General features: G+C 68.5%; 20 protein-coding genes and 1 pseudogene. 9 read left to right on the top strand and 12 right to left on the bottom strand.

Annotated elements, in window-relative coordinates; genetic code table 11:
- Window positions 1-69: 69 nt before the first annotated feature.
- The 4 genes from AB0O67_RS05045 to AB0O67_RS05060 all read right to left on the bottom strand — a co-directional run bounded on the left by AB0O67_RS05045 (window position 70) and on the right by AB0O67_RS05060 (window position 5,595).
- The gene (locus AB0O67_RS05045) at window positions 70-2,598 is read right to left on the bottom strand and encodes an alkaline phosphatase D family protein (RefSeq protein WP_365446245.1); all 2,529 of its coding nucleotides are present in this window, start codon (window positions 2,596-2,598) and stop codon (window positions 70-72) included.
- A gap of 512 nt (window positions 2,599-3,110) precedes the next feature.
- Window positions 3,111-4,172 (bottom strand): hypothetical protein, encoded by a 1,062-nt coding sequence (locus AB0O67_RS05050; protein WP_365446248.1) that lies wholly within the window; start codon window positions 4,170-4,172, stop codon window positions 3,111-3,113.
- A complete protein-coding gene (locus tag AB0O67_RS05055) occupies window positions 4,169-5,143 on the bottom strand; it encodes an ABC transporter ATP-binding protein (RefSeq protein ID WP_365446251.1) in 975 nt (324 codons plus the stop codon). The genes AB0O67_RS05050 and AB0O67_RS05055 overlap by 4 nt, the downstream gene beginning before the upstream one ends.
- Window positions 5,143-5,595, bottom strand: coding sequence for a GntR family transcriptional regulator (locus tag AB0O67_RS05060; RefSeq protein ID WP_365446374.1), 453 nt, complete (start codon window positions 5,593-5,595; stop codon window positions 5,143-5,145). The genes AB0O67_RS05055 and AB0O67_RS05060 overlap by 1 nt, the downstream gene beginning before the upstream one ends.
- A gap of 343 nt (window positions 5,596-5,938) precedes the next feature.
- Here AB0O67_RS05060 and AB0O67_RS05065 point away from each other — a divergent pair, with 343 nt between their 5' ends.
- The 5 genes from AB0O67_RS05065 to AB0O67_RS05085 all read left to right on the top strand — a co-directional run bounded on the left by AB0O67_RS05065 (window position 5,939) and on the right by AB0O67_RS05085 (window position 11,499).
- The gene (locus tag AB0O67_RS05065) at window positions 5,939-6,655 is read left to right on the top strand and encodes an alpha/beta hydrolase (RefSeq protein ID WP_365446254.1); all 717 of its coding nucleotides are present in this window, start codon (window positions 5,939-5,941) and stop codon (window positions 6,653-6,655) included.
- A 228-nt stretch (window positions 6,656-6,883) separates the two neighbouring features.
- Window positions 6,884-7,294 carry a hypothetical protein gene (locus AB0O67_RS05070; protein ID WP_365446257.1) on the top strand — a complete coding sequence of 137 codons (411 nt, stop codon included), beginning with the start codon at window positions 6,884-6,886 and terminating at the stop codon, window positions 7,292-7,294.
- 488 nt (window positions 7,295-7,782) lie between these two features.
- Window positions 7,783-8,313, top strand: a complete 531-nt coding sequence (locus AB0O67_RS05075) for a (2Fe-2S)-binding protein (protein WP_365446260.1) — start codon at window positions 7,783-7,785, stop codon at window positions 8,311-8,313.
- Window positions 8,300-9,289, top strand: coding sequence for a xanthine dehydrogenase family protein subunit M (locus AB0O67_RS05080; protein WP_365446263.1), 990 nt, complete (start codon window positions 8,300-8,302; stop codon window positions 9,287-9,289). Before AB0O67_RS05075 ends, AB0O67_RS05080 begins: the two co-directional genes overlap by 14 nt.
- Entirely contained in the window at window positions 9,286-11,499 is a 2,214-nt protein-coding gene (locus AB0O67_RS05085) for a xanthine dehydrogenase family protein molybdopterin-binding subunit (RefSeq protein WP_365446266.1), read from the top strand. Before AB0O67_RS05080 ends, AB0O67_RS05085 begins: the two co-directional genes overlap by 4 nt.
- A 556-nt stretch (window positions 11,500-12,055) precedes the next feature.
- Here AB0O67_RS05085 and AB0O67_RS05090 read toward each other — a convergent pair.
- Entirely contained in the window at window positions 12,056-12,760 is a 705-nt protein-coding gene (locus tag AB0O67_RS05090; RefSeq protein WP_365446269.1) for a cytochrome b/b6 domain-containing protein, read from the bottom strand.
- Entirely contained in the window at window positions 12,708-13,430 is a 723-nt protein-coding gene (locus AB0O67_RS05095; RefSeq protein WP_365446272.1) for a molybdopterin-dependent oxidoreductase, read from the bottom strand. The genes AB0O67_RS05090 and AB0O67_RS05095 overlap by 53 nt, the downstream gene beginning before the upstream one ends.
- Window positions 13,431-13,826: 396 nt before the next feature.
- On the opposite strand from AB0O67_RS05095, the gene AB0O67_RS05100 reads away from it, so the two are divergent.
- A complete protein-coding gene (locus AB0O67_RS05100; protein ID WP_365446275.1) occupies window positions 13,827-14,390 on the top strand; it encodes an ABATE domain-containing protein in 564 nt (187 codons plus the stop codon).
- Between the two features lie 136 nt (window positions 14,391-14,526).
- On the opposite strand, the gene AB0O67_RS05105 is transcribed toward AB0O67_RS05100, so the two are convergent.
- From AB0O67_RS05105 to wrbA, 3 genes are all read right to left on the bottom strand, one after another.
- On the bottom strand, window positions 14,527-14,898 hold the full coding sequence (locus tag AB0O67_RS05105; RefSeq protein WP_365446278.1) for a hypothetical protein: 372 nt from the start codon (window positions 14,896-14,898) through the stop codon (window positions 14,527-14,529).
- A 79-nt stretch (window positions 14,899-14,977) separates the two neighbouring features.
- Window positions 14,978-15,271: a muconolactone Delta-isomerase family protein gene (locus AB0O67_RS05110; protein WP_365446280.1), complete on the bottom strand. Its 294-nt coding sequence runs from the start codon at window positions 15,269-15,271 to the stop codon at window positions 14,978-14,980.
- Between the two features lie 267 nt (window positions 15,272-15,538).
- Window positions 15,539-16,150 (bottom strand): NAD(P)H:quinone oxidoreductase, encoded by a 612-nt coding sequence (wrbA, locus tag AB0O67_RS05115; RefSeq protein WP_365446283.1) that lies wholly within the window; start codon window positions 16,148-16,150, stop codon window positions 15,539-15,541.
- Between the two features lie 449 nt (window positions 16,151-16,599).
- On the opposite strand from wrbA, the gene AB0O67_RS05120 reads away from it, so the two are divergent.
- Window positions 16,600-17,619, top strand: a complete 1,020-nt coding sequence (locus AB0O67_RS05120) for an alcohol dehydrogenase catalytic domain-containing protein (protein WP_365446286.1) — start codon at window positions 16,600-16,602, stop codon at window positions 17,617-17,619.
- A gap of 934 nt (window positions 17,620-18,553) precedes the next feature.
- Complete coding sequence (locus AB0O67_RS05125; RefSeq protein ID WP_365446289.1) at window positions 18,554-20,473, top strand: N-acetylmuramoyl-L-alanine amidase; 1,920 nt, start codon at window positions 18,554-18,556, stop codon at window positions 20,471-20,473.
- Window positions 20,474-20,783: 310 nt separating this feature from the next.
- Here the strand turns inward: AB0O67_RS05125 and AB0O67_RS05130 are convergent, their stop codons facing one another.
- A complete protein-coding gene (locus tag AB0O67_RS05130) occupies window positions 20,784-21,404 on the bottom strand; it encodes a TetR/AcrR family transcriptional regulator (protein WP_365446292.1) in 621 nt (206 codons plus the stop codon).
- An 85-nt stretch (window positions 21,405-21,489) separates the two neighbouring features.
- Here AB0O67_RS05130 and AB0O67_RS05135 point away from each other — a divergent pair.
- Window positions 21,490-21,654 (top strand): annotated as a pseudogene (locus AB0O67_RS05135) (arylamine N-acetyltransferase); the annotation flags it as partial.
- 40 nt (window positions 21,655-21,694) lie between these two features.
- On the opposite strand, the gene AB0O67_RS05140 reads toward AB0O67_RS05135, so the two are convergent.
- Together AB0O67_RS05140 and AB0O67_RS05145 are read right to left on the bottom strand one after the other, a co-directional pair.
- Window positions 21,695-23,152 carry an NAD(P)/FAD-dependent oxidoreductase gene (locus AB0O67_RS05140; protein ID WP_365446295.1) on the bottom strand — a complete coding sequence of 486 codons (1,458 nt, stop codon included), beginning with the start codon at window positions 23,150-23,152 and terminating at the stop codon, window positions 21,695-21,697.
- 85 nt (window positions 23,153-23,237) lie between these two features.
- Window positions 23,238-23,681, bottom strand: a complete 444-nt coding sequence (locus AB0O67_RS05145; protein WP_365446298.1) for a VOC family protein — start codon at window positions 23,679-23,681, stop codon at window positions 23,238-23,240.
- Window positions 23,682-24,040 lie beyond the last annotated feature (359 nt).

Genomic DNA, 24,040 nt, shown 5'->3' on the forward strand with positions numbered 1-24,040 from the left:
GCGCCGGTGCCGCAGACAAAGGGGCGGGGCGGCACCGGAGTCCGGTGCCGCCCGGGGGATGACGCGTTGTCAGTGCCGGTCGAGCACGGCGAAGGGATCCGCCGAGTCCCGGTTGTCGGCGGTGACGATACGCCGCCGCAGGGAGAAGGCCGCACCGGGCGACAGGGTGACCTGGCGCTGGCTCATGACCCAGATGCCGCAGGCGTAGGCGGTGAACGCGGTGTCGTCGTAGACGAGTCCGTAGGTCTGCCCGTCCAGCCCGGTCATCCCGATCCACGGCGCGGTCGGGGTGAAGTCGGCGGGTGTTCCGGCGGTGACGATGCCGGTTCCCGGCACGCCGGTCCGTTGGCCCAGTCCGTCGTGGTCGATGACGTCGCCGGTCCAGAAGGTCTGCTGCGCCGACCCGCGATTGGTGAAGACGCTCTCCGCGAGGACCCAGGGCTCGCCGCGTGTGACGGTGTACGTCGTCACGACGTCCAGGTCGGGTATCTGCGTACCGGCGCCGACCGCACGCACCACTGCGCTGTGGCCGCCCGCGCTGACGATGACCACGGAGCTGGACCTGACGGTGAGCTGCTGCCATGCGTTGCCGCCACGGGGGCGGGCCGTCGAGGCGTAGGGGAGGTTGAGCCAGTCCAGCTGGTCGAGGTGACCGACGGCGGCCAGGTCGCGGGGCTTGCCGGCGGTCACGTTCGGCAGCTGGGGGTCGTCGGAACCGGCGGACACGGCGAGGGCTATCAGGTCGTTGCCGAGGACGATGTCGGAGGTGGTGCCCTCGGACTGCGGGCCTGGCACGGTGCGCCCGGTCACGGCGTAGGCCGCCGTGGTCCGGTCCAGCCGCAGTTCGACGTCAGTGGCCCCTGGCAGGCGGACCGTCACCTCTCGGCTCGCGGGTTCGTAACCGACACCGTTGGCGGTGACCTCGTAAGTGCCCTCGGGAGCGAAGGCGATGAACTCGCCGGAGGGGTCCGTCGTGGTGTCTGAGATGCGGGTGCCCGCCTGGTCGGTGACCGTGACCGCGACGTTCCGCAGCGGCCGTCCGGACCGGTCCATGATCCGGCCCACCAATCCGTCGCCGTCGTCCCGGCGCCGCCGCGCGCCCGGGACTCCGTCCCGTACGTCGAAGGAGGCAATCGTGTACGCCGGAGAGGCCGCGTCCCGGGGGTTCAGCACGATCCGCAGGTCGCTGCGCCACCGGTCCTTGGTGACGTCGCACAGGACGTAGCCGCGGTAGCTGCCGTTGTAGAACTTCACGTGCGGATTCGCCGCGAGGCCCTGCCGGACATCGTTGTCCCAGCCCGCGCCGGAGGAGATCGACGTACCGACGAACTCCGTGGCGACGACAGGGGAGTCCGGGTCGGTGAAGTCGGTCTTGAGGTCGTTGACCCAGTGGGTGTGCCAGTCGCCGCTGAGGACGACCGGGTTGGACGGCTTGTGCTTCTCGATGAAGTCGAGGATGCGGGAGCGGGCGGCCGGATAACCGTCCCACTGGTCGAGGTTGACGACCTGGCCGGGGCCCAGGTCGTAGTCGAAAGCGGCCATGATCGTCTGCTGGGCGATGACGTTCCAGCGGGCGGGGGACCGGTCGAGCTGGTCGAGCAGCCAGCGCTCCTGCTCGGGACCGGTCATGGTGCGGGCGGGGTCGTAGACCTCGCCGGTCGGCTCCTTGCGCCCGTCGCCGAGTGCCTGGTCGCTGCGGTACTGACGGGTGTCCAGGATGTTGAACTGGGCGAGACGGCCGTACTTGAGCGTGCGGTACATCAGCGCGTCGGGACCGTCGGCGCGCTGGGCCTCGCGCATCGGCAGGTGTTCGTAGAACGCCTGGTAGCCGTTGGCGCGCCGCTCCAGGAACGGGCGGCCGTCGCCCGCGCCGCCGGGGACGTCCGCGGCGTAGTTGTTCTGGACCTCGTGGTCGTCCCAGGTATGGAAGAACGGGAACCGGGCGTGGGCCTCCCGCAGGTCCGGGGAAGTCTTGTAGAGGGCGTACAGCCGTCGGAACTCCTCCAGGGAGCCCTTGCTGGTCTCGTAGATGTAGTCGCCGAGGTGGACGACGAAGTCGACGTCCTGCGTTGCCAGATCCCGGTAGGCGGGGTACGGCCCCCCGGCCCAGGACTGGCAGGAGGCGAAGGCGAACCGCATCCGGTCGGCGTGCTTGCCCGGCGCGGGCAGGGTGCGGGTACGTCCGGTACGGCTGTGCACGCCGTCGGCCCGGAAGCGGTACCAGTACCAGCGGTCCGCCTTCAGACCCTCGGCGAGGACATGCACGGTGTGCGCGGACCCGGGGACGGCGGTGACCTCGCCGGAGCGCTCGACGTGCCGGAAGTCCTCGTCGCGGGCGAGTTCCCATTGCACGGTGACGGGCTGGGCCGGTATGCCGCCCGCCTCCACGTCGAAGGGGTCGGCGCAGAGCCGGGTCCACAGCACGACACTCTCGTGGTCGGGTTCGCCGGAGGCGACGCCCAGGGTGAAGGGCGCCGGATCGAGCTCCGCCGCCTCGGCCGCGGTCGGGGCTCCGAGCAGCTGGGACGTCATGGCGGCACCGAGGGTGCCACCCGTCAGCGTCAGGAACTTCCGTCTGTCCAGGGAAGGAAGGGGCACGGTGTTCGTCTTTCTCGGGTGCGAGGCGTGTCTGCAAGGTGCTTCTGGGGGGCGACCAACGGAGCTTCCGCAACCAGGACGATGGGCGGATGAAGGGCAACTGAACGGAGGGGGCGAAACACCGGACGTACAAGGGGTCGGTGGCCGACTTCACCCATGTCACGCGGTCGTCGGCTGGTCCGCCGCCACCATCAACCGGCCTGCGCCTCGGACCAGGGCATGCCAGAGGAGCTCTGGCCCGGAGGCGGCAGTGGGGCCAAGCAGCTTCCGCGATCATGATCTCGTTGGATGTCAACTCACTTGCCATGGTGGGTGTGCGGCACGCCGGCGTGCCGGTCGACCGCACCGCCGGGCACGTTGCCGCGGCGGACGTGACGTCCGGTGCGCAGCCCGGCACCCTCTCCTGCCTCTGGGTCGCGTCACCCTGGTCCGCGACCCCGGCGGACCGGCCGGGCCGGCCGCCGTTCGGGCCGCGGAAGCCGCTGGGACGCCTCCTGCGGACGGAGCGGACGTCAGGACCGGCGGTGCACCCACCAGAAGCTGAACGCGGTGACGGCCGCTGCCACGGCGAGGAGTACCCCGGCCGTGGCCCACTGCATGGGCAGGAAGTGGGAGGCCGGGTGGTACTCGACCCACACGCCCGCCACGTCGTGCGCCTTCAGGCACGCGGCGGAGGCGTCGGTGGGGCCGCCGCAGGCGGTGGAGGTGAACCTGTCTCCCGACGAGGTGAGGTAGCCGGAGTCGACCGTCCAGGAGGAATAGGGCTTGCTGGGAAGTTCGAGCGGCCATGCGTGCGGCTGCAGAAGACCCAGGGGGGTGGGTGAGCCCCAGAGGTCGGCGGTGAACTGCCGGGCTGTTGCCACCTGGACGGGCCACAGCAGGGGCCGCAGGAAATTCAGGCCCACCCAGCCGGCGATGCACAGGGCGCACGTGACGACCATGGCCGCCACCGTGCGACGCACGACCATGCCGACCACCGCTCCGGTGACCAGGGCGAGCAGGGCCATGGCGACCGGCACCACGCCGACGTTGTCGAACGGCGGTGAGTCGTACCAGTGCATGCCCTTCAGCATGTTGTCCGCGGGCTTCCACCACCACGTGTAAAGAGCTGACAGCACGCCTGTGCCGACGAGTGTGACCAGGGCGGGCACCCCGAGCTTGTAGGCGAACCAGCGCGCACGGCTGACGGACTGCGACCGCGACAGCAGATACGTGCCGTTCTCGATCTCGCGGGAGAGCAACGGCGCGCCCAGGAAGACGCCGATGATCAGCGGAGCGAAGGAGGTCACCAGGCCGGTGTAGTGGAGAAGGTCGTAGAACCGCCCCCGGAACGCGTTCACGCCCTCGCAGCGTGGATCGGGGGAGTCGTAGACGCAGCCGACCAGGTCATGGGTCTCGATGTAGGCCACCATCTCGGCGCGCTGGACGACGACGAACACGGCGAGCGCGGCGAGCAGGCCGGCGCCGGTCCAGAACGCGGCGCGGTGCTGGCGCCAGACGAGCCACACCGGCCCGGACAGGTGGGGGAGCCGGGCCCGGGTGGCCGGGAGTGCAGGGGCGTGGCTGTCGCTCATGCGGCGTCCTTGCCGGCGCAGGTGCGCGCGCTGGGAGTGATCAGGGGAGGTACGTCGGAGACGCCGAGGTAGGCGATGAGCAGCTCCTCCAGGTGCGGCTGGTGCCGCATCCACGTGCCTGCCACCGGTCCCTCGGGACGGATCAGAGCGGTGACCTGGCCGCCGGAGCGCTCCGCCGAGACAACGGTGTGGGAGGCGAGTTCGGCCGGCGGCAGCTGCCCCCGATCACGGCCCACCAGCGTGGTGTGGGCGGCGAGAAGGGTGTCGATCTCCCCGGCGAGCTGCACTCGGCCCCCCGTGATGGTGACGAGGTAGTCGCACACGGCGTCCATCTCGGAGACCAGGTGGGTGGACATCAGCACGGTGGTCCCGTGTTCGGCCACCTCGCTCATCAGGAACGCGGTCATCTCGTGACGCACGCGAGGGTCCAAGTCCGACATCGGCTCGTCCAGCAGCAGCAGACGGGGCCGTTTGCCCAGCGCGAGGGCCAGCGCCACGCGGGTGCGTTGCCCGCCGGAGAGATGGCCCACTTTCGCGCTCAGTGGTATGTCGCCCTGCCGTACGAGCCGTTCCGCGGTGCCCTGGTCCCAACCAGGGTTCATCTCACGCCCTGCCCGCAGCATGTCCGCGACGCTGAAGCCCGGGTAGAGCGGCTTGCTCTGCCCGACGAACGCCACACGGCCGCGACTCGCCGGCGCTTTCGGGTCTTCCCCGAACACGCTGAGCGTGCCGCAGGTCGGCTCCAGCACGTCGGCCGCCATTGACAGCAGTGTCGTCTTGCCCGCGCCGTTGGGGCCCACCAGGGCGCAGATCCGGCCGGCGGGCAAGCGGAAGCTGCAGTCGCGCAGTGCCCAGGACCGGCCGAACCGCCGGCTCAGTCCCCGTGCTTCCAGCGCCGTCCGGTCAGGGTCCCCCACATCGGGATCAGTGGCCGGATCGCCGACGGAACACTCGGCTGCGGATTCTTTCATCACGTTTCCTCGATCTCTGTCTGACATGTCGCGTGCGGGTCCGCCGGAGCCGGTTGCGGGGCCTCCTGGGGCAGAGCGTCGTAGCCCCCGACGAGGTCGGTGAACAGGGCGGTCACGTCGTCGCGCCCGACCCCGGCAGCGCGGGCCTGCCGCAGCCACTGCAACAGGCCGGCGCGCAGGGCCGAGTCGCCGGACGTCTCGGGACGGGACAGCGACCGGGTGACGAACGTCCCTGCGCCTCGGCGTGATTCGACCAGCCCTTCGTGCTCCAGTTCCCGATAGGCCTTGTGCACGGTGTTGGGGTTGATGGCCGTCATCCCCACCACCTCCCGGGCCGTCGGCAGTCGATCGCCCGGCACGAGCAGGCCCAACCGCATCGCCTGCTTGGTCTGCTGGACGATTTGCATGTAGGCGGTCACGCCGCTGTGTCGATCGATGCGGTATCGCACCAGTGAACCAGCCTTCTACTAGTGAACTAGTAGAAGACTCTCGGGGTGATCCCTTCGCTGTCAAGTTCGGCAGGGGAGGGGAACGCCGCTACGGCGTTCGAGGCGATCAGTCAGTGATCTTGGGACCTTCAAACTGCCCGGTGATCGGTCACCGACGGTGCCACCTGGCTCGGGAAGGAAGAATCACAGCACCTTCGAGGTGTGTCACAAGCGCGGTCCCACTCCTGTCCTACTCAGCGAATGAATGTCCATGAGGGTGGTCAGCGTGTGCCGTCCTCGCACTGAGGCTCACCACCGCCTGCCGAGGCGGCCCGATGCGTTCACCGATAAGAGAGAAGGACCCACGATGAAGCAGAAACCCACCGTTGTTCTGGTGCACGGTGCATTCGCGGACTCGTCCAGCTGGAGCGGCGTCGTCGAGAAGCTGCAGGCCGACGGGTACACCGTGGTCGCCGCCAGCAACCCGCTTCGCGGGCTCCACGATGACGCCGCCTACGTTCGGCAGCTCGTGGCGAGCATCGAGGGCCCCGTTGTCCTTGCCGGGCACTCCTACGGCGGTGCGGTCATCACCAATGCCGCCACCGGCCTGAACAACGTCAAGGCCCTTGTGTACGTCGCCGCGTTCGTCCCCGACGAGGGAGAAAGCGCCCTCGACCTGGCGGGCAAGTTCCCCGGCAGCACACTGGGTGAGACCTTGCACCCGGTGCCGGTGGACCTGGCCGACGGCAGCGGAGCGGCGGACCTCTACATCAAGCAGGAGATGTTTCACCGCCAGTTCGCAGCCGACCTCCCCGAAGGAACGGCCACAGTCATGGCCGCCATGCAGCGCCCCGTGACCAACGTCGCCCTTGAGCAGGCTTCGTCCGCGCCCGCGTGGAAAGACATCCCATCCTGGTTCCTTGTTGCCGCGCAGGACCAGAACATCCCGCCGCAGACGCAGACGTGGATGGCCGAGCGCGCCGGAGCCACGACCGTCGAGGTCACTGCCTCGCATGCTGTCAGCGTCTCCCGCCCCGGCGACGTCGCGCGCCTGATTGCCGAGGCTGCTCAGGTCACGGAGTGAGCGGGCGTCCGTCGCCTACGCGGAATGGCACCCGGGGCTGAGCCGGCACATGGACGAGCGGATCGGTCTCGATCTCCCCGATGAACGCTCACGGCCGAAGGAGGCGGTCCACCCGGGCACCGTCCGCGGCGCCCGCTACACGCCACGAGGCACCCCTCTAGGATCCATATGAGCAAAACTGCTGCATTCGCCGCCACTGCGGTATGTGGTGCGGCTGCCGTGTACGCGGTGGCGTTGCTGACCATGGACCAGGACAGCGGCACGTCGACCGGTCAGGACCTGCGGGTCGGCGCCGCGTGCTCGGCCGACTTCACCTATTCCCCCGAGGTTTCATGCGGCCTGATGGGCTTTGGCGACGTGCGATTCCACTGCCGCAGCGAGACACCTGCCACACAGTGCCCCAGAACCCGGTCGGTCACGCTCGAGAACACGGGGAGCGCTCGCGTTCGCCTGGTCGTGATCAGCGGATCGCGACCCGGCGAGCGAAACGACGTGGTGACGCCAGCCCTGTTGCCCGGTGCCCGCGCGGTCATCGCTCCCCGCTCGGACGAGACCTATCTCTACGACATCGTCATGCGCACCTTTGGCGGCAGCGCACGAGTGAAGATCACCGACGTCTCGAACGCCGACGTCGGATAGGCGATGACGCAGCGTACTCGTGGGTGCCGGGTCACAGCCCATGGGAGCGATCGGAGCGACCGTATGACAGCTCAGCTCAGCTCGAACGAGCTGGCCCGGTTCTGACAGCCGTCCTTGCGGAGGTCCGCCTGCAAATGATGTCGGACATCATGATGACCAGCGTGTCGCCGGTCCTGTTGTTGTTCCCGAGTCCGTCGTAGTAGAACACAGTCACGCCATAGCTCACTGAATCGGCATAACGCAGCGACTCCCCCTACGAGATGTGGGTCCCATCGCCCCGTTCGAGCCCGGCCAACCACATGTGTGATCTTCACGCGCTTTCACGGCTGGTTCCCCACACCTCACGAACGGCGCCCTTCGGCAAGATCATGGTTCGACGCTCCAAATGGCGAGCCGACCGGGCCGGTTTTAGCATCAACTAATGGCGCTTCGCACGACGAGGCGCTCCGCCATATCGCCCTGGGCAGGATCGAGCGGATCGAGGCGCTATGAAGCATGTAGAAACCACGACGCGCCCCAGCGAAGCAACGCCGGAACTTCCGAGTGTGGACGTCACCCTGAAGGTCAATGGCGACTCCTGTCGTCTGCGCTTCGACTCACGGGTGACGCTCCTTGACGCCCTGCGCGACCATCTCGGGCTCACGGGCGCCAAGAAGGGGTGTGACCAGGGGGCCTGCGGTGCCTGCACCGTCCTCGTCGACGGGAAACGCATCGTGTCGTGTCTCGCGCTGGCGGCCCAGTACGACGGTCGCGAGATCACCACGGTCGAAGGCCTCGGGGACGACGGTGAGCCGCACCCGATGCAAGCGGCGTTCGCCCGGCACGACGCGTTCCAATGCGGATACTGCACGCCCGGGCAGATCATGTCCGCGGTGTGTCTGCAGGCCGAGGGGCGAGCAGGAACGGAAGAAGACATCCGCGAATACATGAGCGGGAACATCTGCCGCTGCGGCGCCTATCCAAATATCTGTGCCGCCATTCGCGAAGTTGTGGCGGAGGACAACGATGCGTCCCTTTGAGTACGTCCGGCCGACCGAGGCCGACCAGGCGGTGGCGGCCGTGACCGCGGATCCGCAGACATCCTTTCTCGCCGGTGGCACCACACAGCTGGATCTGATGAAGGACGGCGTCCTGCACCCTGAGCGGCTGGTCGACATCACCAGGCTGCCGCTGCGGGGCATTATGCACACCGCGGCGTCGGTGCGCGTCGGCGCCCTCACGACGATGGAGGAGCTCGCGGCGGACACCGTGCTCCAGGAACGGCTGCCGTTCGTGCGGGAGGCACTGCTGCTCGGGGCCTCCACCCAGCTGCGGAACATGGCCACCATCGGCGGCAACCTCCTCCAGCGCGCGCGGTGCCGGTACTTCCGCGACCCCACCGTGGGCGCCTGCAACAAGCGCGCCCCCGGGTCAGGCTGTGCCGCGATCACCGGTATCCAGCGCATGCACGCCATCCTGGGCACGAGCGAGCACTGCATCGCGCTGCACGCATCGGACGTCGCGGTCCCCTTCGTGGCGCTCGACGTGATCGTCCACGTCCAGGGCCAGGACGGCCCCCGGTCCATTCCGCTGACGCAGTTCTACCTGCCCCCCGGCACCAGGCCTGACATCGAGAACGTCCTGAACCACGGTGAGTTGATCACCGAGGTGGAGATCCCGCTGCTGCCGCAGGGAACCAGGTCGCACTATCTCAAGGTGCGTGACCGGGTGTCCTACGAGTTCGCCCTGACCTCGGCGGGCGTCGCCCTGGAGATGGACGGCGACACCATCCGCGAGGCCCGGATCGGCCTCGGCGGAGTCGGCACGATTCCGTGGCGGGCCTGGGGTGCCGAAGAGGTGCTGCGGGGGGCCGCGGCGAACGACGACATCTTCCGAGCGGCGGCCGAGGCGGCCCTCGAAGGCGCCCGGACCCTGCCGGGCACCGCGTTCAAGGTGGAACTCGCCAAGCGCACCCTGGTGCGCACCCTGGAGACCGTCGTGGGAGCACCGTCATGACCACCGTCGAAACTCGCACACCGGTGATCGGCGAAGGCATCGACCGCGTCGACGCGCCGCTGAAGGTCGCCGGGGCGGCGAACTACCCCAACGACTTCAGCTACCCCGGCATGGTGCACGCGGCCCTGGTCGGCAGCACCGTCGCCGCCGGACGAATCCGCGCCATCGACGCCTCCGACGCACAGTCCGCCCCCGGCGTCCTCACCGTCATCACGCACCTGACCGCCCCGCACCTGGAGCGCGGCCCGATGACCCTGCTCGGGCCGTCCGTGCCGGCTCCGATGCAGGACGACCGGATCCTGCACTACGGCCAGCACGTCGCCGTCGTCGTGGCCGACACGCCGGAGCAGGCCCGGCACGCAGCGTCCCTGGTGCGTGTCGAGTACGAGCCGGCCGAGGCCCTGCTCGACACCGAGGATCCCCGCGCGCAGATCGTGGAGAACCCGTGGGGCATGGACCACGACCGCGGGGACGTGGCGGCAGGTTTCGCCCAGGCAGACGTGGTGGTCGACGAGCGGTACACCACCCCGGACAACACCAACAACCCGCTCGGCCTGTTCGCCACGGTCGCCGCCTGGCACGGCGACTCGGTCACCATCCACGACTCCACGCAGTGGCCGCACAACGTACGCACCTCCATCGCGCACATCTTCGGTATCCCGGAGAGCGGGATCCGGGTCCTGGTCCCCTTCATCGGCGGTGGCTTCGGCGCGGGCCTGCGGGTGTGGTCCCACACCATCCTCGCCGTGCTGGCCGCCCGCGAGGTCAGGCACCCGGTGAAGCTCGTGCTGACCCGGCCGCAGATGTTCACCTCGGTCGGGCACCGCCCCGACAGCGTGCAGCAAATCAAGATCGGCGTCACCCGCTCCGGTGACCTCACCGCCATCGAACACCACAGCATCTCGTCGGTGACGATGGAGGACGACGACTACGAACCGGTGGCCTTCGGCTCGGCAGTCGCCTATGCCTGCCCCAACGCCCGCACACGCGACCGTCAGGCCAGGCTGAACATCCCGTGCCCCGGCTCGATGCGAGCGCCTGCCGAGGCGCAGGGCAACTGGGCTCTGGAATCCGCCATCGACGAGGCGGCCCACGCCATCGGCATGGACCCGCTGGCATTCCGTCTGCGCAACTTCGCCGAGACCCATCCCGTACTGGGACTGCCTTGGTCGAGCAACGCGCTGCGCGAGTGCTACACCCTGGGGGCGGAACGGTTCGGCTGGTCCCTGCGCAGGCCGGAGATCGGCTCGATGCGAGACGGCCGGTGGCTCGTCGGATACGGGATGGCGGCCGGGGCGTTCCCCTTCTTCCAGGCCCCCTGCCAGGCACGGGCGTCGCTGCGCCGCGACGGCTCGGCCTACGTGCGCAGCGCCGCCGCCGACCTCGGCACCGGCACCTACACGGTCATGACGCAACTCGCGGCCGAACTCCTCGGGCTGGAGATCGGAAAGGTCCGCTTCGACCTCGGCGACTCCGACATGCCGTACGCGCCCATGGCCGGCGGGTCCGGACTGACCGGGGCGCTGTCGGGCGCGGTCAAGATCGCCTGCGCAAAGCTCGTCCAGGAGTTCCTTGACATCGTGCACGACGACGAGGCCTCCCCGCTGCGCGGTGCCGGAGCGGAGGAGGTGACGGTCGGCGGAGGCCGGCTCTACCGCACCGATTCACCGGACCAGGGCGAGGCGTTCGTCGACATCCTCGCCCGACACGGCCTGGAGGAGCTCAGCGCGGACGGCCGCAACACTCCGCCGGTGGCCGAAGAGATCGGCATGGCCCCCGCCGGGGCCTTCGGCGCGAAGTTCGTCGAGGTGCGCATCGACCCCGAGTTGGGACTGCTACGGGTGGCGCGCGTGGTCACGGCCATCGATGGCGGGCGCATCCTCAACGAGAAGACCGCCAGGAGCCAGATCATCGGCGGCACCGTCGGAGGCATCAGCCAGGGCATGTTCGAGGAGACCGCCACCGATCCCGGCACGGGGCGGGTCGCCAACGCCACCTTCGGCGACTATCTGATGCCCGTCAACGCGGACATCCCCGAGATCGACGTCATCTTCTGCGGCGAACCCGACCGCGCATCGAAAGCCGGCACCAAGGGTGTCGGCGAGGTCGGCCTGGTCGGTCTGGCGGCGGCCATCGGTAACGCGATCCACCACGCCACCGGCCGTCGGCTACGGTCTCTTCCGCTCACCATCGACCAGCTGATGCTCTGACGATCGCCCCCGCACGGAGGTCTCCCAGCACATCAACATCAAACCGACCCAGGTCGCCGAAGAAGTCCTCAGACGCGATGTGGTCGGACGCGATGCGGGTGCTGAAACGTGCAGTCCTGCAGCCGGGCGCGGGGGCGCAGGTCGGTCAGTGGGCCGTCGGCGGCCTTGTGAGCTGGGCTACGACATCGGCTCATGTCGCCGTGCGGAATCCGCAGCAGCCGTTCCAGGGCAGCCCCCGCCGGTCCTCCTGGTGGGACCCGGTGGGCTCGGCGCACGTCTGCGGTGGTCGTCCGCACAACGGGGAAGTGTGTGCGGACGACCACCTTCCTGCCGCCAGGACCAGCCGATCAACACCCTGGCGGCAGGAGCTCTCTCACTTGCAGAACGGGTCGCCGCGGATCATGACTCCATGCCCTCGGCTGCACCGATTCCCGGTAGGCCGAGGAAGCGGCAACCTGCCAGATGCCACGCAGGAGGTCGGGGCCCGTTCCGCGCGCTCCGGAGGCGGGGCAAGAAATCCGGTCAACCCGCCACAGAGCACTGGAAGTTCGACGGGTCACTCTCTCCGTCGTCGTTCACTCCCGCCTGGGCGGTGCTTTCCCTCCCGCTCATTCCGCAACCATCGAGAGTGGTGGCGCTTGGCCCAAGCAGTGCTGACGTATCCCGTACGCATGCCGAGCCGGGCCTCGGGGTCCTGATATGCCTTGCGTATGTGCCCGATGATCACGATGGTGATCAGCCAGGCAAGCCAGTCGTGGACGAAGATGGCGCTGGTACGGGAGATGAAGGGCAGCAGCCCCAGGAACCACATGAGCAAACCGGTGAACATCATCACCAGCACAGCCCCCGCGATCCAGCCCGCGAAGAGTTTCTGACCTGCGTTGAACTTGCCGGCAGGCCGCGCCTCCGGTGAGGTGCGGCGCTTGCGCACGGCCCTCAGCCACTGCCGGTCGTACACCGCGAACCGGTTCAGACGCTGTAGGTCCGCGCGGAAACTCCGGGAGAACAGCCCGAGCAGGAAGGGCACGGGCAGGCAGATCCCCGACCATTCGTGGACGGCGGCGACCAGATGACGTCGGCCGACGAGTTGGGCCAACGGACCTAGGTACAGACAGGCCGCGGTGACCAGGCAGAGCAGCATGAGCCATGCGGTCCCCCGATGCACCATCCGCTGGACGGGACCGAACCGGCGGACCCGGTCTGCCGGCTCAGGTCGCATCGCTGCGCCGGTCGGCGTCGTCGAGCCAGCCGTCGACCGCATAGCCGCGCTCCTCCCAGAAGCCGGGAATGACTCTGTCGGTGACCTCGATGCCGGACAGCCACTTGGCCGACTTGTAGAAGTACATCGGAGCCACGAAGAGGCGTACCGGTCCTCCGTGCTCGTGGGTGATGGGCTTGTCCTGCATGCTGAGCGCGACCAGGACGTCCGAGCGACGCGCCTGCTCCAGAGTGAGGCTCTCGGTGTAAGCACCGTCGAAGCATGTGAAACGGATGGCCGTGCCTGGGGAGCGCACCCCGGCGGCGTCCAGGAGGTCCGCGAGCTTCACACCTGCGAAAGGGGTGTCGTCCACCCTCCAGCCGTCCGTGCAGAGAACATCGTGAACCACCCGGGTCTGGGGCATGGCTCGTAGCTCGGACAGCGTGTAGGTCTTCGGCTGGTCGACCAGACCGCCGATCCGCAGCGCGTAGTTCGACTCGTTCTTCCGCGGCACCGAGCTGACAACGCTGTAGTACCGGAAGCCTCCGGGGTTGGGAAGCAGCCCGGTCAGTCCTGTCGCGTCGACCTGCGAGGCGGCGCCGAGGGCACCTTCCCAGCCACGCTGGAGGTAGGGGGCGGCGGCGATCGCTGTGGCACCCGCGGCCAGTGTGCCGAGGAAGGCCCGGCGCCCCACGGGGGCTCCGCGGGTCTCGCGCTTCGGCTGGTTCGTCATGTGGTGTGCTCCTTCAAGGTGCCGGTCTTCCCGACGTGCGTCGCCGGAGGTGGCGGCATTCGTACAGCCGTAGGGGGCTCGAAGCAGCGGAAGCACCGTCCACCCACGGCGCTCTCCCTCTCCGGGCCCCATGACAAGCGGTCCGTGACACCTCGGGCCGCTTACCCTCTCGCCGCGCAAGCTCGACGTCCAGGAGCGACGTCTCGCAGCAGGGCCGCAGGCGAAGGCAACGACTCGGGCCCGCACCCCTTCCGTCACCTGCTTAAGTGGTGACGGAAGAGTTGCATGACTCCGCACCGAGTGTCAACGGCGAGACCTTCACATCCGCGACGCGGCACCCGCTCTCGGGCACGATGTCCCTTGCTGCCCCTGGGAGTCACTTGACAACATGGTGATGTGAATCTTGACCACGTCTTTGTCTGCGGCAGTTTCCCGCTCGACTTCGCTGCAACGCTGCGCGCACGGCGTTCAGTGCGGTTCGAGATGTTCGCCTCGCCGGACCGGCTGGATGCCTGGTACGTGGAATCCGGACTCGTCGATCGGATCGAGCCCTGCGACGAGAACGATGTCGAACAGGCCGTGTCCGTGCGAGAGGCGATTTACGCGCTGGTCACGGCGCGACGCCGGGGGCAGAAGTACGACACCGAGTCGCTGCGTGTTCTCAACAGCGCCGCACGCAGACCGACGACGGCCCCTCAGCTCACACCGACCGGGCGCCGCACGGAGGCGACCCCGGAACAAGCCCTGTCCTCCGTCGCCCGGCTCGCCGTCGAACTGCTCGCCGGGCCCGATGTGCCGTTGCTGAAGGAGTGTGGCAATCCCGAGTGCACCCGCGTCTACATCGACCGGTCCCGCGGCACGCGTCGGCAGTGGTGCGGGATGGAGTCCTGCGGCAACAAGATCAAGGCGGCCGCCTACCGCGCTCGTAAGAGGAGCGCGCCCGCCTCCGTCACTCATTAGCCGCCCCTCACCGTGGTCACGGTGGAGCAGGGCGGCCCGTACGTCCGGCGGGGGTTCGCTCACCTACTCGCTGGCAGCAGAGCCCGGCACGGTTCGCCTGCCGGCGGGAGGCACGAGACCTCCCTCGACAGGACCGTCATGGGAGCCTGGAGACCTGGTAGTGGCTGATGAACCACTCGCTGTCGACACGCTTGAGAATGATGCCGATATTGACGGAGATCGTCGGGCGGTCGACGAAGGAGAAGTCGACGCCGAGGTAGCCGAGCAGAACCTCGTCGGCGAGCTCCCGGGTCTCGAGTACTTCATAGTCCGCCTTCAGCCCGAGCGGCTGGGAATCGTAGTACTGAGCCACACCTGAGCGCCCGACGCTGTAGGGGTGCAGGCCCTGGAAGATCGCGTCCTCGGTGAAGCATGCGGCCACCTGCTGCGGTTCATGCGCGTCGACAGCAGCCTTCCAACGGTCGATGACGCCGCGCAGAATGTCTTGCTGTGTCCCTGTGCTTTCCATCAGATACTCCTGATCTCGTATGAGGGGTACTGTCCGCTACCCAGGTCGGCGTTGCCCCACGAGGCTGCGCCGGAAAGGCTCACCCGACCCGGCCCGGATCGTTGGGGTGGGACTGCAAAGGGGTGACCACCGCGGTCATCCAGGGCCACAGGGGCAGGCTGCCGAGGACTTTCGCCCGCAGCTCCGCCTCGTCATCGGCAAGCCAGACGCCGATGCTGCGAAGTTCTCCGACCGGGCGCCACAGCCTGAAGAGGTGTCCCTGCGCTGCCAGCTCCTTGGCCCGCACAGCTTCGGCGGCGCGACGCTGGTCGACCACCGCCTGGTCGGTTCCCTCGGGAACGACAGTGGTCAGTTCGACCAGGAACTCCTTCATGATCTTTTCCTTTCTCAGGTGGTACCGAGGGCGCAGACCGAGGCCGTTCACCGGGAAACACCCCTTGGCCGTTGCCTGCGCCAGCAACATTCGACACCCACATGATCCGCCGGTCGTCCGCTGGGCGGCGAGTGCGAGCGCGTAGGCGTCGGGACATCGGAAGCCTTGGGAACCGGGCCCACCTCCACGCTGTGGGCCCGAGAAACCTGTGGTCCGTCCCCGCCTCACCGAGCGGACGGGCTACTGCCTTCGTCGGCACGGCTTGGTTCAGGCATCGGCCTTGATCGCACCGGCGATCCTTATGACACGCTCGACCTGGATGCGGGCGGCGGTACGCGTGACATCGTCCACCGGGTTGGAGCCCTGGGCGTCCACGTGCGAGGTGCCGTAGGGGTTGCCATCGGTGAACTTGTTCGGGTCGGTGAAGCCCGGCGTGACGGTGAGGCCACCGAAGTGGTGGATCGAGTTGTAGAGGGCAAGCAGGGTCGACTCCTGGCCGGCGTGAGCCGTGGCAGAGGAGACGAAGCCGCTGTAGACCTTGTCGGCGAGCTTGCCCTGGGCCCACAGGCCGCCCAGCGTGTCGATGAACTGCTTCAGCTGGGACGAAACGTTGCCGAAGCGGGTCGGTGTGCCGAAGATGACGGCGTCGGCCCACTCGACGTCATCGGGCGTGGCCTCGGGGGTGTCGGCGGTGGCCGCGTAGTTGGCGGCCCAGGCGGGGTTGGAATCGATGGCCGCCTGGGGGGCGAGTTCGGCGACCTTCAGGAGGCGGACTTCGGCCCCGGCCTTCACGCCGGCCTCGTTGAGCTCCTTGGCGATCTCCGTGATGGTACCGGTGGAAGAGTAGTAGACGATAGCGAGCTTGACGGGAGTGGACATGGAGTGCCTCCATCGACGGGTCGTTTCCGGCGCCACTAGGCGACCGGTCTTCTAAGCTAGACGACCGGTCGCCTAACAGTCAAGCGGCCGTGTCCATGGACCCGTACACCCATGCGGGCAACCCGCGCCGGACCATGCCGTAGACGCTTCATCGGCGTGTACCGGCGTGCACCGGCGGAGGAGGTGTGGAGCCGGTAGTCGGGGGCCGGGCCCGGCCCTGCTCCAGGCGTCCGGCGGGGCGAGGGGCTCTGCCCTGCCACTGCCCGGGTGGCAACGTCCAGAGGGCCGGAAACCCGTTGGGGCATGGGTTAAGCTGTCTGAGACGACCGGTCATATTGCGAGGGCGCCGCTCACCGGAGCCTCGTCTTCCGCACCCGGGGCGGAGTTGCCATCGCTCGCGGGGCCGGGTCCGTCCAACCTCCCTGGCCGAACGAAACTCAGGAGCCATCATGTCCACGTACCGGGCCTTTCAGGCCACCGGCGTCCACAATCTGCAGCTGGTCGAGCGCGAGTTGACCGACCCGGCACCCGGACAGGTACGCCTGCGGGTAGAGGCCTGCGGAATCTGCCACACCGATGTCCTGGCCGTGGAAGGTCTGCGCGCGGACCCCTCGCGACCCATCGTCCCGGGCCACGAGATCGTCGGCGTCATCGACGCCGTGGGCGCCGGGGTCAGCACCTGGCAGGCCGGCGACCGCGTAGGTGTCGGCTTCCTGAACGGGCAGTGCTGGGAGTGCGAGCCCTGCCGCCGAGGTGACTTCGTCAACTGCCTCAACCAGGAGCAGACGGGTACGACGATCGACGGTGGTTACGCCGAGGTCGCCTATGCCCGGGCGAGCGGCCTGGTGCGGATTCCCGAAGGTATTTCCGCAATCGACGCCGCTCCCTTGCTGTGCGCCGGCCTGACCACCTTCACCGCCCTCCAGCAGGGGCGGACCAGGGCCGGCGCCCTCGTCGCGGTGCAGGGCATTGGCGGCCTGGGCCACCTGGCGCTGCAGTACGCGCGCAGCCTCGGCTACCGCGTCGCCGCGATCGCCCGGGGCAAGGAGAAGGAGCACTACGCCCGGCAGTTGGGCGCCCACGTATACATCGACAGCACCAGCACCGACCCCGGAGCCGAGCTGGCCGCCCAGGGCGGAGCGTCCGTCATCATCGCCACCGCCTCCAGCGGCGCTTCCATGAACCCCCTGGTCCGCGGCCTCGCCCCGAACGGCAAGCTGGTTGTGGTCGGGGCGGCACCCGATCCGCTGACCATCGCCACCCCGGACCTGATCTTCGGCACCCACGCGGTCGTGGGCAGCCTGACCGGTACCTCGATCGAGAACGAGGACAACCTGGCCTTCAGCCTGGCCAACGAGATCCGCCCCACCGTCGAAGTAATGCGCTTCACGCAGGCGGCGGAAGCCTACGAGCGGATGTTGTCCGGTCAGGCCCGCTTCCGCGTCGTGCTCGACGTCACGGCGGCCTGAGACGGGCGGTATGGTGCCGGAGGGCCGAGATCCCGTCCGGCACCATGCCGAAACCATGATTGCGATGGCCCGCGAGACAGCGGCGGGCACCGTCGATGAGCCAACCAAGAAGAGCGCTCCCGAGGGATGACCCTCGTAGGGCTTGCCTCGATCGGACAGTGTGTCGGGGAGCAGCCTGTCGGCCTGCGAGTCACCGACCAGGGTTCGAGCAGCATCGGCCTGCGCTCTGCGGGGCACGGCGGTGGTGTCTTGAGCACGGATCTGCGCGGCCACGGCTTCGCGGTCGAACTCGAAGAATGCCTCGGGCTGGAGCGCCGTCATGAGCGCCTCCCGCTGTCGTGGAGCGGACGGTTGAGGCCTGCGACAAGACCTCTGCGAACGATCTGTTCGATGCGGCAGTCCGGGGCGGGCTGCGGTCGCGCCTTCCGCGTCGCGCGTGGGTGGCGCGCCTTGCGAACGGCCCCGCGCTGAGCAACGTGTGAGAGTAGCTGGGGCATACGTTGCGAGGTGATAGCCCTATCAGCCTGGTGCGGCGGTGCCTCGACAACGCCTCTGAGAAACATGTCGTCTGCTCGTCACACATACCCGGCGACCGTCATCGTGACTGACCCACGTAAAGTACGTGTGAACCGGAAGCCGACCGTGGCTCGCGACACCTGTTACCAGCAGGATGTGCGGCTGCAGGTCGTGCCGGGATCGTTCCTGGAGGCGGATCGCCTCGGGGTCTGGTCGCGGTCGCGGCGCCGGGATGGGAGCTCACGGCGTGAATTCGTGACCGGCGGCCTCACAAGGCGCGCTCGCCGATCGCGAGGCTTGGAGGCGGAGCGCCTGTGACCAGGCGCGCTGATGCCCGCTGTCCTCCTCGGCGACGTGGTCGTGGCGTAGTACCCACCCGACGACCGTTCACCCCCAATTTCGCGTAAGGACCAGCGTTTTGCACAGAAGAAAGAAGCGGCTGCGAGTCCCCGGCATCATCGCGGCGGGCGCGCTGGCCGCAGGCGGCCTCGCCACGGTGCACTTCACCGCACTCGCCGACACGGCCGATGCCTCGCGGCAGCAGGACTTCGCCTCGGCCGCCGCCGAGTACCACGTTCCCGTCAGCGTCCTGCTCGGCGTGGCGTATCAGGAGTCGGGATGGGGCGCACATGGCGCGCATCCCAGCACGGGCGGCGGTTTCGGGCCCATGCACCTCACCGATGTCACCCCCGCCATGATGGCGGGCGGTGACGCGGGCGCCGCTGGGCGCGGCGACCTCGCCTCCCTGGCGGCCGATCCGGCCCTGCACACCCTCCAGGCCGCCGCGAAGCTGACCGGACTGTCGGAGGACACGCTCCGCGAGGACCCCGGCGCGAACATCCGTGGCGGTGCGGCACTTCTGGCCTCGTACCAGACGAAGCTGACCGGTGACACGCCTACGGACGCGTCCAAGTGGTACGGCGCTGTCGCCCGTTACAGTCAGTCGACGCACAAGCAGGGCGCGGTGATCTTCGCCGACCGTGTCTTCGAGACCATCCGCAAGGGTGCCACCGGGGTCACGAACGACGGCGAGCGCGTCCGGCTGGAGGCCGTACCGTCGGTCCGCCCCATGGCCTCTCAGGTGGACCGGCTGCACCTGAAGGTGTCGGACGACGCCGTCACCGAATGCCCGTCCCTCGTGCAGTGCACGTTCGTACCGGGCTCTCCGGCCGGCGTGCAGGTCTCCGACCGGCCTGCCAACGGCATCAGGATCGACAGCATCGTCATCCACGACCTGGAAGCCTCCTACCAGGCCGGGGTCAACGGCCTGGCCCAGCCGACCAACTCCGCCGCGACGCACCACGTGATGCGGTCGTCCGACGGTGCGGTGACCCAGATGGTGCCCACGAAGGACATCGCCTTCCACGCCGGCAACTACTCCACGAACATGCACTCGATCGGCATCGAACACGAGGGCTACGCCGCACAGGGCGCCACGTGGTACACCGAGGCGCAGTACGAGGCCACCGCTGAACTGGTGAAGTACCTGGCCGCACGGTTCGGCATACCACTGGACCGTCAGCACATCCTGGGCCATGACAACGTTGCCGGACCGGCCGACGCCTACGTGTCGGGCATGCACTGGGATCCGGGTAACGGATGGGACTGGGGTCACTTCATGCGGCTGCTCGACCGCCCGATCAGCGGGCTGCACGAGGTTCCCACCGCGGGCTCGGTCGTCACGATCGCCCCGACGTTCGCCGACAACGTGCAGACGGTGAGGATCTGCCCCACAGACGACCCGACCGGAGCCACCCCCGCCTGCACGGACAAGCAGCAGGCGTCGAACTTCGTCTACCTGCGCACCGCGCCGGACGACAACGCTCCCCTCTTCGGGGACCAGGCGATCCACGGAACCGGCGCCGGCACGAACCGGATCAACGACTGGGGCAGCACCGCCCAGGCCGGACAGCAGTTCGTCGTCGCCGACGTCCAGGGCGACTGGACCGCGATCTGGTACAGCGGGGCGAAGGTCTGGTTCCACAATCCCGGCGGCAAGAACGCCAAGACCGCGACCGGCGTGAAGATCATCCGGCCTGCCGGCAGCACCCCGGTGGCCGTCTACGGTCAGAGCTACCCGGACGCGTCCGAGTACCCGGCCGGCCTCAGCCCTTCCAGGCAGGCCCCGCTCAGCATGTACACCGTCCCGGCGGGCCAGGCGTATGTCGCCACACAGCCCGCGGTCCTCACCGACGACTACTTCAAGAGCAGCGGAACGGTCGTCTTCGGCAGGAAGAAGATGTACACCATCCAGTACAACCACCGTGTCGTACTGGTCTACGCGAACGACGTCACGGCGACTCCCGTGACGCAGCACTGGGAGAACGGCGGGAAGTAGCCGCCGCACCCCGATGAGGGGTTCTGAGGAGCCATGTTCGCCGTGGGGCCGGTCGGCCCCACGGCAGCGGTGACGGTAGATCCACGCCGGCGTCGCGGTGAGGCCAGAGCCACGAAGCACGCGCCGAGGAGGATGCCGATGACGCGGAGAGCAGAAGGTCCGAGCTGATCACAGGAGGAATCCGGTGGCGGAGGCTGGGACGAAGCCGTAGATCCTCCGGGTGACCTGTATCCAGCGCATCCGGTACGCGATCAGCACGCCCGCGCTGACCGCGAAGGTGCACGGTGATCCCGAGTGGTACTGCAGTGGCTCAGGCAGGCATGGCGAGAACCTGGTGGTCGCGGACGCCCAGCAGCGCGAGGCCGCTCTGCCAGAGGGTGTGGAGCTGGGAGGGGTTGTTGTACAACTTGGCGAAGAGCACCTGCCCTTCGAGCTGCGCAACCACGGACCGGGCCGCCTCCCGGGTGTCGGTCAGCGTCAGCTCGCCACGTCCTTGAGCCTCGGTGATGACCGCGTCGACCATGTCCACCTCGGCTTCGAAGATCTCCTGCAGGCGCAGGCGTATGGCGTCGGCCTGGTTGCTCATTTCCAAGGAGAGGTTGCCGAACATGCAGCCCAGGACCGCCCCGTAGCTGCCCTGGCCGGCCCTCTGACGCTGCTCCGTGGCCTCGAGCAACTGCCGCAGGCGCAGCAGAGGATCGGCGTCGCCGTGCAGAATACGCTCCCAGTCGCGCCGCTCGGCGGCCCAGTGCAAGTCGATCACCGCAAGCGCGAGGGTCTCCTTGGATTCGAAGAAGTAGTAGAAACTGCCTTTGGGTACCCCGGCCGCCTTGCAGATCTCGGCGACGCCCAGGGCTGAGTAGCCCCGTCGCTCGATCAGTGTCTGAGCCGCGGTGAGGATCTTTGCTTTTGCATCACTTGTTCGCCCCATACCACAAGTATACGACCGATCGTCTACCAAGGTCGGGTCTGCGCGCGCGTCTTCGTGCGCGAAGCATGGTCCCGGCGGCGTCACCGGCCGCATCACCCTCAGCGGACAGAGGCTGATCGTCACGGAAGGCGGGGAGGGGTGGTCGACGAAGCTTGCCGATGACGCTGTACTCGCGGCCTACCGTGACCACTTCGGGATCGTCCTGGTCCGCGTGCCGGAGCTGCGAGCGCCGCGGCCGAACCGGGACTGAGGGCAGCGGAGGCGGGCGCGTCGCCTCAGCACTTCGTCGGTCAGGACTGCCTTCCGGTGCTGTCCCGGTAGGTCTCCAGCAACCGCAGCCAGACCTCACTGATGGTGGGGAACGCGGGGACGGCGTGCCACAGCCGGTCCAGGGGCACCTCACCCGCGACGGCGATCGTCGCCGAGTGGAGCAGCTCACCGACTCCGGGCCCGACGAAGGTGACGCCTGCCACGGTGCCGCGGTCGGTGTCGATCAGTAGTCGCGCCCGCCCTCGGTACCCCTTGGCGTACTGCTGCGCGCCCGCGAGGCGGGCGAGGTCGTAGTCCACGACCTCGACCCGGCGACCGGTCCGCCGTGCCTCGTGCGTGGTGAGACCCACGGAGGCCACCTCCGGAGTGGTGAAGACGACCTGCGGCACGGCCACGTGGTCGGCTGTGGCTGCGTGCGCGCCCCACCTGGTGTCGTCGAGCGGTGTTCCCTTGGCACGGGCGCCGATGGCCGCGCCGGCGACCCTGGCCTGGTACTTGCCCTGGTGCGTCATCAGAGCCCGCCGGTTGACATCGCCGACGGCGTAGAGCCAGCCGCCGTCGACGCCGTTCACCAGGAAGGTGTCGTCCACCGTGAGCCACGAGCCCGGGGTGAGGCCGACGGTCTCCAGGCCCACGTCCGCCGTGCGCGGTGCACGGCCGGTGGCGAACAGGATCTCGTCCGCGGCCAGCTCTCCACCGTCGGCGAGGCTGATCCGTACTTCACCGTCCGCGTCGCTCGCGCGCTCCACGGACGTGACCTCGGCGCCCGTCCGTATGTCCACACCGGCCTCTTGGAGCGCTTCCGCGACCAGTTCGCCGGCGAACGGTTCCATCGTCCGCAGCAGCCCCTCACCTCGGACCAACAGGGTCACCTGGGCGCCCAGCGCCTGCCATGTGGTGGCCAGCTCGACGGCGACCACCCCGCCGCCCACCACGGCGAGGCGCCCGGGTACCAGGGCGGCGCCCGTGGCCTCGCGGTTGGTCCACGGGCGTACGGTGTCGATGCCCGGTATGCCGGGCAGGGCGGTGCCGGTGCCGGTGCACAGGGCGACCGCATGCCGCGCGGTCAGCCGGACGGTGCCCCCGTCAGAAGTCCGGACCGATACCTGCTTGGGGCCAGTGAGCCTGGCGTGACCGCGGATCAGGTCGACACCGACTGAATCGAGCCACTCGACCTGGTCCGCGTCCTTCCAGTAAGCGGCCATCCTGTCGCGGTGCGCGAAGACCGCGTCGACGTCCAGCGGCCCCCGCACGGCGTCTTCGAGGCCGGGTACGTGGCGTGCGTCGGCGCGGGCCACCACCGGCCGCAGCAGTGCCTTGCTGGGTTCGCACGCCCAGAACGAGCACTCGCCGCCCAGCAGTTCGCGCTCCACGATCACGGTGCTGAGTCCTGCGGCGCGGGCGCGGTCGGCCACGTTCTCCCCGACCGGGCCCGCGCCGATGACCACTACGTCGTAGGCGCGGGGTGCCTCGTTCATCTCTGTTCCTGTCCTCGAGGGTGCTTCGGCCCCACCGGAGGGGGGCAGGGGTGGCCTCAGCTGTGGGTCCGGTGGTCTGACCGTCTTACCGACCGGGGAGTCGGGTCGTGATTTCCTGGAGCGCCCATCCGTTGCCGTCCGGGTCGGTGAAGGCGGCGAACGAGCCGTAGCTGGCGCGTTGCGGGGCCAGGCCGCTCACGCGTCCTTCCTCCGTGCCGCGGTGGAACACTCCGCCCTCGTCGTGGAAGATTCCGCTGATCTCGATGCCTCGGTCGACCAGTTCGGCGCGGGCGGCCTCGATGTCGGAGACGATCAGGTGCAGGCCCTGCGCGGAACCTGGTGTGGCGGTGGTGACCCCGGTGCCGAAGAGGATCGAGCACTGCGAGCCGGGGGGTGTGAGGTGCACCACGCGGTAGCTCTCGTCGGCCACGTAGTCGACGTCCAGGCGGAAGCCGGCCTTCTCGTAGAAGGCCTTGGCCCGGTCGACGTCTGCGACGGGCAGCACCACAACTTCGAGTTTCAGATCCATTTTCGCCTTCACTTCCACGGATGGTGGCACGGCACTTCCGTGCGTCACCGGTTGAGCAGGTGACAGCATGGCAGACCTTTTCGTCACCAGTCAATGCGGTGACGCGGGCTGTGGTTGGGTGCTCCTCGACCGGAATCCGCCCGTATGCCGCTCTCGGGCATCCGGGCTCTGCCGCTCGCGGCAGCATCCGGTGCGGGGAAGTCCCGATGGAGCCGCGCCCGGGGCGGTCGCTCGCGACGCGGTCGTCGGTACCGAGGCCGAAGCATCCCTGGGCGGGGGCCCTTCCTCGAATGGAGATCGACCTCACATTATTTGCTTGACGCGTCAAGTACTACCTACGCTTGTTCCGTCAATCAATG

Origin of the sequence: Streptomyces sp. NPDC086077 (assembly GCF_040686175.1) — a bacterium.
Taxonomy (GTDB): domain Bacteria; phylum Actinomycetota; class Actinomycetes; order Streptomycetales; family Streptomycetaceae; genus Streptomyces.

Bases quoted from the DNA above. Each gene is read 5' to 3' on its own strand.
- AB0O67_RS05050 (WP_365446248.1), bottom strand. From the start codon at position 4,172: ATGAGCGACAGCCACGCCCCTGCACTCCCGGCCACCCGGGCCCGGCTC.
- AB0O67_RS05055 (WP_365446251.1), bottom strand. From the start codon at position 5,143: ATGAAAGAATCCGCAGCCGAGTGTTCCGTCGGCGATCCGGCCACTGAT.
- AB0O67_RS05065 (WP_365446254.1), top strand. From the start codon at position 5,939: ATGAAGCAGAAACCCACCGTTGTTCTGGTGCACGGTGCATTCGCGGAC.
- AB0O67_RS05075 (WP_365446260.1), top strand. From the start codon at position 7,783: ATGAAGCATGTAGAAACCACGACGCGCCCCAGCGAAGCAACGCCGGAA.
- AB0O67_RS05080 (WP_365446263.1), top strand. From the start codon at position 8,300: ATGCGTCCCTTTGAGTACGTCCGGCCGACCGAGGCCGACCAGGCGGTG.
- AB0O67_RS05085 (WP_365446266.1), top strand. From the start codon at position 9,286: ATGACCACCGTCGAAACTCGCACACCGGTGATCGGCGAAGGCATCGAC.
- AB0O67_RS05090 (WP_365446269.1), bottom strand. From the start codon at position 12,760: ATGCGGTCGACGGCTGGCTCGACGACGCCGACCGGCGCAGCGATGCGA.
- AB0O67_RS05095 (WP_365446272.1), bottom strand. From the start codon at position 13,430: ATGACGAACCAGCCGAAGCGCGAGACCCGCGGAGCCCCCGTGGGGCGC.
- AB0O67_RS05105 (WP_365446278.1), bottom strand. From the start codon at position 14,898: ATGGAAAGCACAGGGACACAGCAAGACATTCTGCGCGGCGTCATCGAC.
- AB0O67_RS05110 (WP_365446280.1), bottom strand. From the start codon at position 15,271: ATGAAGGAGTTCCTGGTCGAACTGACCACTGTCGTTCCCGAGGGAACC.
- wrbA (WP_365446283.1), bottom strand. From the start codon at position 16,150: ATGTCCACTCCCGTCAAGCTCGCTATCGTCTACTACTCTTCCACCGGT.
- AB0O67_RS05120 (WP_365446286.1), top strand. From the start codon at position 16,600: ATGTCCACGTACCGGGCCTTTCAGGCCACCGGCGTCCACAATCTGCAG.
- AB0O67_RS05130 (WP_365446292.1), bottom strand. From the start codon at position 21,404: ATGGGGCGAACAAGTGATGCAAAAGCAAAGATCCTCACCGCGGCTCAG.
- AB0O67_RS05140 (WP_365446295.1), bottom strand. From the start codon at position 23,152: ATGAACGAGGCACCCCGCGCCTACGACGTAGTGGTCATCGGCGCGGGC.
- AB0O67_RS05145 (WP_365446298.1), bottom strand. From the start codon at position 23,681: ATGGATCTGAAACTCGAAGTTGTGGTGCTGCCCGTCGCAGACGTCGAC.